This window comes from Oculatella sp. LEGE 06141 (assembly GCF_015207605.1).
Lineage (GTDB): Bacteria > Cyanobacteriota > Cyanobacteriia > Elainellales > Elainellaceae > Oculatella.
In genome coordinates, this window is the sequence record NZ_JADEWO010000054.1 from 30,184 (window position 1) to 40,885 (window position 10,702).

The following is a 10,702-nucleotide window of genomic DNA, read 5'->3' on the forward strand; positions in this document are numbered from 1 at the left end:
AAATTTGCCAAATGCCTTCTATGCCGAAGCAGGGTTCTACCAGACAGGTGATGGCACTGGTTTAATTGGTCTTATGCCGACTCGTATTGAAGGAAACCGGGATTAAGTAGACCCTTGGGATCGTATTTTCGCTTCATCTCATTCAGCGTGGGCCAATACTCTCCAAACTGGAGCCGCCATTGTGGAAGGCCAAAGTCTGACCAGGTAGCCAGGTAGCGTTTACCCCCCATTTTGAACCCTAACTCAGTTAATGCATTTAGCTGCTCTGCAACCAGGGGAAGCTGAGGTTTAGGGATGGTGGGATACATACCAAACCCAATCACCAGATCCTCCGGCGGCAATGGAAATAGCGGGTTGTGGATCGTTTTAGGAGACATACAAAAAGAACCCACTGGCGTTTTGCGAAAGTCCAGGAAACCCGGAATACGCTGCAATGCCGTTTCGATGTAGTCTTTGGCGATCGACGCTGGCAAGAACATATCAAGCCAGGGATTTGCATCCCCCGCCGGATGGGGTACCTCTGCGATCGGCTGAATGAACTGCTCAAAGGTCAGGTCTTCAGTGTAAATGTGTCGCTGAAAGTTCAAATCAGAAAGTAATTGCTCCTGATTAATATCATTGGTGGAATCAACTTCCACCGTCATTTGCATTCTGTAAAACCATTGAATAAGCGGCTGTATTCCAGTTCCTCCTCTGGCGACTCCTAACATGCAGGGAGAGAACAAGGCGAGTAAGCCATCGACGCGATCCTCTGATACGAGAAGGCGTTCAGCCGTTAGCAAGGAATCAAGATCATCGAAGCGCAGAAAATACGTGCGCGTGAAGGGGCGATAGGGTCTGAGGCGATGCTGTATCTGGGTCATAATCCCAAATTGACCGTAACCACAAAGCACATGCCTGAACAGTTCACTGTTCTCGTCGGGGCTACACCACACCAGATCTCCGGTTCCAGTCACCACTTCTAAACCAAGGCAATTATCGGCCTGGCATCCGTACCGGAAGGAATTTTGGCCGATACCTGCTGCCGAAAGCGTTCCTCCTATGGTGACATCAAAGTTATTGGTGAGGACTGGAGGAATCACCCCCTGAGGCAGCGAAGTGTCAACGATTTTTCTCCAGGTTACGCCAGCATCCGCTTTGAACCAGAGGCGATCGGGATAAAATTCATGAATTTGGTTCAGGCTTCTCATGTCTAGCAGGATGCCATCCTGATTCAGCGATTGCCCGCTGCATGAATGTCCTGCGGCACGCGACGATAGGGTTAAGTCGTTACTGAGCGCATATTTAACGGCGGTTGCAACATCCATGGAATTTTGGGGACGAACCACCACCTGAGGCCGCTTTTGAACAATGCCACCAAAATCCTGGGAAACGTCCAGCAGATCGGTTTCGATACTGCTAACATCTCCATTGATCATTGATTTCAGGTCTGAAGCAATGCTGTTGATGTAAGTAATCTGGCTTGGCATCGGTTAAACCTCTCCCAGTGCAGGTTAATATCGAAAATTCATTGAGCCAATGTTGTGAGTGGGTAATCAAAGGTGTCAATGAGTGGCGATGAAATACCCCTTAATTTGAAGCATGTACCTTGAGCATCTTAGTGCCAATACGAATCAACGTAGGGATGAGTCGGACAAGATCGCCAATTTGAGCAAGCAGGTTCGGCGATTTGAGCGTTGATGCTGTCTCTACCTGTGCTGGTCGCTCATACTTAAAGACACAAATACAATCCCCTTCGGCCTGCTTGCTTAGAATAGATGCTTTCATCTCTGGGTAAGCCCGTCTGGCTGCTTCTTGTTCCATCTCACAAAGGATACGGCAAGGCGTTTCAATCCCATATTCCTTAGCAAGCGATAGAGCCGGACAAACTCGTTGAATTTCCAGTGCGGCATCGGTGCCATTCTGAGAAACATCGACAATTTCTGTGATAAATCCCATCAACCCCAGCATGGGAATTGTTTTTTCAAAGCCTTTCGCTAAGGTCGTGTCATCAATGACGGCACCCATCAACGCTTTCTGTTGTTCAGGATAATTTTCCATCAATTTCTCGAAAGCGGCATCCTCCCCCATTTCTTCTGTCAGTTCCTTGTATTTGGTAAATCTGTTACCAAACATAGTCATGGCTTTGGATTGGCTTAAGTTCAGGATATCTTGCATCCGTAAGTCGCCTGTGCCAGTTTTGTTATCCATTGTTGCTCTCCTGTTCTGATTTCCCTGCGATCGCTACTCGTTAACCTTGCAAATACACTTCAACGCTTGCACATAAATAAAGCAGAATGAGCATAGCCAGAAGGTACCTGAGGACATTGCGGCAAATCAATATGATGTTGGCTTCAAGTTCGTTCGTTGTGAATCTGCGCTTTATTTTGGCAGAAGCAACATTGTTTCTCATTTTCTGCAACAGCTCCTAGAATTGAATCGACCCTTAAATCAACCGCCAGGAATGGTTCAAACGTGCTAATTGTCATCCGAACCACTCCCTAACCCCTAACTCTGTTTCAACGTCCCCCAATGAGGGATTTAGGGGGCAAATGCAGACTATTGAATCCTTCTCAGACATCCTCATAGAGGTGATCGCCCTTCGTCTCTATGAATTGCCTCTATGAATTGCCTGACCAACCACATCCCGATCTGGCATTGAATGGTGTTCGCCGACTCAAACTCAGCTCGCATTGAATACTTAAAGCCACTCTCGTGGGTTTCGCAGCACTTCTTTCAATAGGGCTTCCTGGCTACCCGAATCGGGCTGATCGTTGTATTGCCAACAGACAGCCGGGGGCATGCAATTGAACACACTCTGCGTATTGACCATACCGCTCTCTATCCCAAAACGCATACCCCGATCGCTGGTTAAGATAAACTCTACATAGCGCCCCCGAACGAGATGCTGCCAGTGCTTGTTTTCTGGGGTGAAGGCCATATCTTTGCGTCGTTCTACCAGCGGCATATAGGCAGGAATAAAGGCTTCGGTACAGTCCTTAACAAATGTAAGAAGCTCCTGAACGCTGCGATCGTTCAGATGGTCGAAGAAAATGCCGCCTACACCCCGATTCTCACCACGATGGGGAATGCGGAAGTACGCATCACATCCCGCTTTAAAGCGTGGATAATACGAGGAAGAGTGCTTATCACACACATCCTTATGTATCCTGTGAAAATGTATGGCATCTTCCTCAAATAGGTAGACTGGCGTGAGATCTGCCCCACCACCAAACCACCAATAACCAGGTTGGGTACCATCACCGATCTGAAAATAGCGGTAGTTAACATGGGCGATCGGCACCATTGGGTTGCGTGGATGAATGACAAAGCTGGTTCCTGTCGCAAAATAGGATGCTCCCTTTTCACCCGTAACCTGATCGGCGTCTGCTGTTACCAGGGCACCTGTCTTCTGAAACGTCATTCCGGCGGGCATTTCGCCTTCGATCGCAACATAATTTACGCCCACTTTTTCGAACACGCTGCCGCCCTGTAAAGCCCGGTCAACGTAAACCATATTTGGACGGTTGTTGCCAACCACCCAGCCAGCGTTATCGTTACGAGTCCAGGTTTGTTCTACAAACGTTTGATCATCTAGCTGCTCAATCGCCTGACATGTGTTTTCAAACATTTGTTTGAAAACGTTCTCCAGTTGCTCATGTAAGCCCTGCGGTTTCCGTGTGAGCTTGTCTAGTATTTCGAGCATAATCTACGTTTTCTCCACGAGTAGATAAATCATGACCCTTTCTCAAGCTTTCCTAGTGCAACTCGTCTAAGCCTTCACTAGTGTCAAGTAGTAGCAAACTTGTAAACGTCATCAATAACAGCGGCTAAAGGATCAATTAGGATTTCTCTGCGGTTTCATTGTCCTTTGCTGGTATCTAGTTTTTTCGATTGGCGAGGCTTTTGCCAGTGAAGATCCAAAAAGTTATCGAAAAAGATAGGAATGAAACGGATGTTTAGACTGATCCAATGGGGGATGTATTGTGTGCTGAAATACCAAACAGAACCCTCTTTGTGAAAACTATGCGGTTTGCTGAAAAGGTTAGCCTGACTGACTTCCCGCCACCCTGCCGCTGCTCTACTTAACTCGCTTGAATACTATCTAATTCACTGGAGAGCCGTTACATTTATCTTCATCGATCAACACAATTGCTTAGAGGAATAATAGATAGTGCATGGAAATTTGCTTCAAGAAAGTTAAAGATGATTTGATCCACTGATTCGTTTCCAGAAATGCTACAGGTCATCCGTCACGGGAACACGGCTGCTTAAGGTATTACATAATCAAAGCAATTATCTTAAATCTTTCTAAAAATGTAACGATGTAAACAGATAGGAAGGTTGCCTGTGATATTACGTCAGTGCAACAACAACCGGGAACGATCTTGAACTATTCGCTGACAGTTTCGTGACTGGCTGCACTTGCAAAAAGCCGTCCAAGAGGATGTTTTCAAGAGCTAATTTGCGACCCCACACTTGTAGGGGCGTAGAATTCGGCAGGTAGCCTTTGAAATAAACCCAGATGTATGACCATAGCTTGCTTGCCACAGAGTATGCTCGCCCTTCAATGCGGCATGTACTGCCGTTTAAATAGCCTCTAGCCGTTTGTTTGCAGGAGAAACGAGCAGCGTTGCATAGCAGCGATAGACAGCAGCGTTCAACAGCAACTCCATTCGTATCGGTTTAATGTATATGCCTATATACAGTTATCATCAGCTAACTTTTTGCTTAACTTCACTAGTTTCTGCTGGTATTTTTTTTAAGAAGACTTAGCATATGTCACTAGAGTTTCACGTTAGTTTTTTGAACCTAAATGTCTACAGAAAACTCTGAAGCGTATGCCGTGATTAAAGGAAAAATACCGCGATCGCTCAAGCTTCAGTTCAAAGCCTTCTGTGCCCAAAATGGATTAAAGATGAGTGAAGTTTTGGAAACATTAATTAACCAATGGGTACAAGCGGACGGATTAACTTCTTCCTTGATTAGCGATTGGCAAGATGAGAAGCGCATCGATACCGAAGACATTAAAATCCGGATTGCCTCTGACTTAGTAACACAATTCAAAGGTCTTTGTAGCCAGCGCAAGGTTAAGCAACGCTTCGTTCTTTACACCATGATTTATGAATGGGTGGAAGCATGGCAGAAACAGAACCAATCTTTCAATTAACTGTCTGGTCTGTAAGAGGATGCTTTGACAGTCTAATTAGTAGCTCGACACCTGTAGTGATATAGCATACCTGACGACAAGCAATTGATGGGTCATTCGTCTGGTCTAAAGGATTACCTGCCACAACAGGATAAATCACTTACGTCACATCAAATTTGTACTTCCACTGACTGAAGCAAAGCTAAAATGAATCGCGTTAGCCCCCCTCCCTGGCTCCAGGTTGGGGGCTTCAAGCTAACTTCAAGCTAAGAGGTTGCTCCTAGCCGTTTTAATGTAGCGATCGACGCATCCATCAAACCAGTCGCTCCTACAATGTTCATGCCCTCATAGGGTTTAACTGCCTTCAGGACTCTAAGACATTCACCGGTTTGGACATCCCAAAGTCTAACGGTTTCATCTTCACTGCTGCTGGCTAAAATCTGACTCTCGCCACAGAAAGTAACAGACCAGATCCAGGCCGAATGTCCCTCTAGCGTTTTGAAGCAATGACCGCTGTTGACATCCCACAACTTGATGGTGTGGTCTTGACTGCTACTGGCTAAGATTTGTCCATCTGAACTAAAAGCAACTGCCAGCAACCAGCCAATTCCCGTCTCCAGGGTTCTGAACCCTTGTTTGTGGTTGAGGCGATCGAGATGCCAAATCTTTGCGGTGCGATCGGTACTCGTACTCACTAACGTCTTACCGTCGGGGCTAAACGTGACAGCCCAAACCCAACTGGTGTGTTTCTCCAATATTTGGAGACATTGCCCCGTATGAATATCCCATAACCTCACCGTTTGATCTAAGGAAGCGCTGGCCAATATCGTTCCTTGAGGGTTACAGGCAACCGACCAGATCGGTGCATCATGTCCTTTCAGGGTTCTTACCATTTGGCCTGTATCGAGATTCCACACTTTAATGGTGTGATCTTCACTGCCACTGATCAATATCGGGCTATCTGGACAAAAAGCAACTGACCAAACTGTAGCGGTATGCCCTTGTAAGGTTCTCACACATTGCCCTGTGGCTGTATCCCATAGCTTGATTGTCTTATCGCCACTGGCGCTTGCTAAAAGATTGCTGGTGGTGTGAAAGGCAACGGAGTGAATCCAGTTCGTATGCCCTCGTAACAACCCCAACACACGACCAGTGGTTGTATCCCATAGTCTTACAAGACAGTCGCGCCCCGCACTCGCCAAGATTGGACTACCGATGTTGTTAAACGCAACCGAGAAAACTTGATTGGTATAGCCTTGAATCGTTCTAAGACACTGACCTGTATCAACATTCCATAGTCGTATCGTTTGATCCCGACTGCCGCTAACTAAAACATCATCCTGTGGGTGAAAGGCAACTGATAGCGCCCAGTTAGAATGACCTCGAAGTGTTTTGAAGCACTGTCCTGTATTAATGTCCCATAGCTTCACGGTGTGGTCGTGACTGGCACTTGCTAAAGTCGTTCCTTTTGCATCAAAGGCAATGGAAAGGACAGAGCCAGAATGCTCTTGCAATGTTCTGAGACACTCACCTGTGTGCAGATTCCACAACTTGATGGTGTGATCATCACTGCTGCTTGCCAGGACTTCCCCATTTGGACTAATGGCGATCGCTCGAATTCCATTATTGTGCGCTTGAACCACGCTGAGACATTGAGCGGTCTTTACATCCCATACTCTAACGGTGTGGTCATCACTACCCGTTATTAAAGTTGAAGTATCTTGACTCAACACAACCGAAACAACCCAATTCGTATGACCTTGAAATGTGTTGAGACAGTTACCAGTTTGAACACACCACACTTTTGCTGTATGGTCATCGCTGCCCGTAGCCAGAATTGCCCCATTGCAACTAAAAGAAACCGACCAAACTTCATTGGTATGGTCTCGCAACGTGTGGAGACATTGTCCATTTTCGATATGCCACAACCTCACCGTACAGTCGCTGCTACTGCTAGCAAGAGTCTGTCCATCTGGACTAAAAGCAATGGATGTTACCCAATTGGTATGGCCTCTGTAGATAGCAAGGGGTCTACCATCGATAGCATGGTAAAGGTGAACCTCGCCATTACTATCACCTGCGGCCAAAAGGGTGCCATCAGGACTATAGGCAACGGAATGGATGTTGCCTAGCGTTTCAACGAAGTTGCATTTAGATAAGTTGGTGCCAGCAAAGTTGGTGTTGTGCAGGTTTACACTTCGCAGATCCGCTTGCCAAATGGTTAGATGCGAGAAATCGTAGTTCGTTAAGTCAGTTCCTAGCTGGTTGAATAAGTTGAGTACATTTCCCCCAACGTATCCCGGTTCTAGGGGAGAGTTCTCTTGCTGCTGGATCAGGATCTGGTGGAGCTGATGCTCCAGATTCTTTTTTCCTTGAAACAGTGGAAGTAACGTGTCAAGAATAGGACAAAGAATGAGACAAATTTGGGCTTCTCTGACATAGTCATCGGCAGTGGCCTTGATCAAAGCATGGCTACGGAAAAGGGCAAACTCTTGCTTAACAACCTCATCGCATACTTGTTCAATCAAGCGGCTGGTTACATACTCCATGACCGCCGGTTGAAGCGTAAAACAAGCAGCATTTTGCTCAATCAGCGATCGCCGCCCCAAAGATTCTAGCGTTTCGAGCAGATGAAGTTGTGGAACAGGCGATACTAGATCCTCTCGTAGCTCGCAGAATTCGACCGGTTCTCGGCTAATCGCAAGCCAATACATTAGATGTTTTTCTAACTCGGATAATCGCTCAAACTGCTGATCCAACAGATCACGAATATCACCAAAAACAATTATTTCTTGCTGTAAAAATTTAGAAATATAGCCGTTAAATAAATCCTGAATTGTGGTTGCCACAATCTTCAAAGCCAGGGGATTTCCTGTGTAACGCTTCACCAGGACACTAAAATCGCCAGCCGATCCTTTTAGCCCCTTGTTTTTAAGAATTTTTTCGCCTTCCTCTTCATTTAGCCCACCGATCCGTAAGGTGCGTACCGCCAAGGCATCTCCTTCTAGATAGGCTACTTCTTTAGGTTTCTCGCGGGTCGTTAATAGCAAACAGCTTTGATGATCCGATTCGCCAATCCAACTGAACAGTTTGCCATAGTCCTCATATCCAGGACGATACCGTCCTGCGCGGCTGCCGCCACATAAAACAGCATCTACATTGTCAAATATCACCAAGCAGCGTACTTCCTTGAAGTAGCCAATGAGTTGTGAAATACCTTTGCTAACGTCTTCCGGCAACTCAGTATCTTCATCCGACAAAAATTGAAGAATATCGGACAGGAGTGCGTTAACCGTTGGAGCATCACGAAGCGATCGCCAAATAATACAATCAAACTTATCTTGTACTAATTCTGCTAATCTAACGGATAAGGAGGTCTTTCCTGCACCTCCCATTCCCAAAATAGTTACTAACTGGCAGCTATCTCTTAACAGCCATTCGTTTAAGAGGTTGAGTTCCTGATTACGCCCATAAAATGCCGGAATTCGGCTTGCCTTTCCCCAATCCTGTCGTTTATTTGGGTCGAGAGAGGAGTAGTAGTCTTCGCAAAAGTGAATATTGAAGGAAACAAACAAAGCTTCGAGTGTTCGCTTGTCAACTGTCTTCTTACAACTTAATACTTTCCGAAGGGTTATTGGATCTAGATTAGTCCGTTGACTCAACTGCTCGAACGTGAATCTTTTGCCAAAGTTGTCTTGAAATTCCAACTCACGTCTTGCTTCTTGAAACTTCTGTAGTCCTTCAGGAGTGAGCACAATTCCACGCTTTCGTTTTTGCATGTCAGGTCACATAAGAACAGAAACATCTTAGAGTAAAAGTACTTGGGGGATTTTGCACCTACATGTCTAACACTTTGGTTCTTCAAGGTGTTGTTTTGTGTAATACATTTAAGATAATTAAAAAATAGTTTTAGCAAGTTCTTTTAATCATTAGTACTTGTTATTGATAAACCCGCTTTATCAAGAGCCTTGAATACTATTAGGTGATCAAACAATAGTCAAATGACATTAAACATGAAGCAATTAAGAGAATGTCTTAAAACGTAGTTAACGCGCCGGAATGGTGGTATAGAACCTTTCAAATAATCGGTTGGTTGGCTAACCGACAAAACACCTGAAACGCTGAATTTTCGAGCAGGCCGGACATAGCCGAACCCTGAGGTCTGGCAAAAGTGTGGACTTCAACTGCGCTCAATCTACGCTCCAGAATTGGTTTGGCAACCTGGTTTTTTTAGAAATGGTTGAACCCTGTTGAGTATGACTCAAACTGCTCTTGGATTCTCCAGAATCGACAGACTTTGAAATAGAAGTAGCTCTACGGTATTTCCTAGCGATGTGGAGTTTAAGAGGATATTTAGAACGTAGTAAGTGCGCTGCATTTAACCCCTTTTTTGGTATTCCCAAGGGGCTTAGCGCTTGCGGCAAGCCAGAAAAGAGGGCACTTCGAGGGCAATCAACGTCTTTGAAGCCCTCTAAGAGCTAAGAGGACACAAACGTCGCTAAAGAGCCTTTATGGAGAGGGTAGCTTTCTAAAAAGAGCTAGAGGGATACCAGATGTCTTGCATCATAGCCAGTCAATTGAGCGTGTTTTAAACGGACTACATCCAAATCGAACTGCTCTCTAATCCCTCAAGTTTGGAGGACTTTCGAGCCAATTTTGCTGTAAATTCTCCCAGAGTTGGGGGATTTGGGGGCTAATGCAGAACGTTGATCCTTCTCAGACATCCTCTTTAATAACCTCTACGGCGTGAAATGCTAAGAGTTCCATAAGCAAAACAGTTCTTTCATCCTGATTTGACAATTGCAAAGCCTTACCCGTTATACACCAATTGTTGAAATTGGAGCAATCGTTAGCCAAATAATTAAATGGTATCCAATCAATCTGGTCTTGAGATGTAACTCCCTCAGATTCACTTAGAGTCTGTATTAAAACGTTGTCTCCCTCTGGGATTCTCTTCCAACCTTTACTCGAAGGAAAGGTTGATTGAAGTTTTGTAGCCTTCTCCGTACATGTAACGAATTAAACGTTTAGCCCTATTTCAAAAGGATCCTTAAAAGAGCTATAGCTGACTCCAGTCCTCTCTTTTGCGCCGTTTAGAATATGCGACAGTGGAGACAAATACAGACTACTTGATATATTTCAAACCCTCTTTAAGCAGTGCCACTCTGTTCCTTATGAAGCAACAACCGATCAATCAACAGGGCAATACACCTAGAACCTGAGTTGTATAAATGTACCTGGATCTGAACGTTTGAATCAATTGAAAGCAGCGATCGCTCAGCAGCACAACAGAAACTCTTTGGGTAATGTCTCGATTCATTCAATAACAATATATTATGGCAAGCCCTGAGGTCATTCTAAAAACCAGGGTAGCCTGAAAAACGATGAGCCACTTTAATCTATGTACGAATAAACCTTGTCTATATTCCCTAATTCTATAGAAGGATAGAGGAACCATAGCTCTAATTCCACGGCTGTATACGCCAATGATGACGAGAGATAGTGGCAAAGGCGATGTAGATGCTGTCAGGATTGGGTAGCACAGAGATCGAATCGGACAGGGATCGGGTGGGC

Annotated in this window: 5 protein-coding genes; 1 reads left to right on the top strand and 4 read right to left on the bottom strand. The window is 45.3% G+C overall.

The window, feature by feature from the left end; all coding sequences use genetic code 11:
• Positions 1-71: 71 nt before the first annotated feature.
• The 3 genes from IQ268_RS25515 to hemF form a co-directional block, all read right to left on the bottom strand.
• Positions 72-1,469: an FAD-binding protein gene (locus IQ268_RS25515; RefSeq protein ID WP_228035718.1), complete on the bottom strand. Its 1,398-nt coding sequence runs from the start codon at positions 1,467-1,469 to the stop codon at positions 72-74.
• A 100-nt stretch (positions 1,470-1,569) separates the two neighbouring features.
• On the bottom strand, positions 1,570-2,157 hold the full coding sequence (locus tag IQ268_RS25520; RefSeq protein ID WP_228035719.1) for an L-2-amino-thiazoline-4-carboxylic acid hydrolase: 588 nt from the start codon (positions 2,155-2,157) through the stop codon (positions 1,570-1,572).
• Between the two features lie 523 nt (positions 2,158-2,680).
• A complete protein-coding gene (hemF, locus tag IQ268_RS25525) occupies positions 2,681-3,685 on the bottom strand; it encodes an oxygen-dependent coproporphyrinogen oxidase (protein ID WP_193885133.1) in 1,005 nt (334 codons plus the stop codon).
• Between the two features lie 1,110 nt (positions 3,686-4,795).
• Here hemF and IQ268_RS25530 point away from each other — a divergent pair.
• The gene (locus tag IQ268_RS25530) at positions 4,796-5,149 is read left to right on the top strand and encodes a hypothetical protein (RefSeq protein WP_193885135.1); all 354 of its coding nucleotides are present in this window, start codon (positions 4,796-4,798) and stop codon (positions 5,147-5,149) included.
• A gap of 245 nt (positions 5,150-5,394) precedes the next feature.
• Here the strand turns inward: IQ268_RS25530 and IQ268_RS25535 are convergent, their stop codons facing one another.
• On the bottom strand, positions 5,395-8,907 hold the full coding sequence (locus IQ268_RS25535; protein WP_193885137.1) for an NB-ARC domain-containing protein: 3,513 nt from the start codon (positions 8,905-8,907) through the stop codon (positions 5,395-5,397).
• Positions 8,908-10,702: the final 1,795 nt, after the last annotated feature.

Bases quoted from the DNA above. Each gene is read 5' to 3' on its own strand.
- IQ268_RS25535 (WP_193885137.1), bottom strand. From the start codon at position 8,907: ATGCAAAAACGAAAGCGTGGAATTGTGCTCACTCCTGAAGGACTACAG.
- IQ268_RS25515 (WP_228035718.1), bottom strand. From the start codon at position 1,469: ATGCCAAGCCAGATTACTTACATCAACAGCATTGCTTCAGACCTGAAA.
- hemF (WP_193885133.1), bottom strand. From the start codon at position 3,685: ATGCTCGAAATACTAGACAAGCTCACACGGAAACCGCAGGGCTTACAT.
- IQ268_RS25530 (WP_193885135.1), top strand. From the start codon at position 4,796: ATGTCTACAGAAAACTCTGAAGCGTATGCCGTGATTAAAGGAAAAATA.
- IQ268_RS25520 (WP_228035719.1), bottom strand. From the start codon at position 2,157: ATGCAAGATATCCTGAACTTAAGCCAATCCAAAGCCATGACTATGTTT.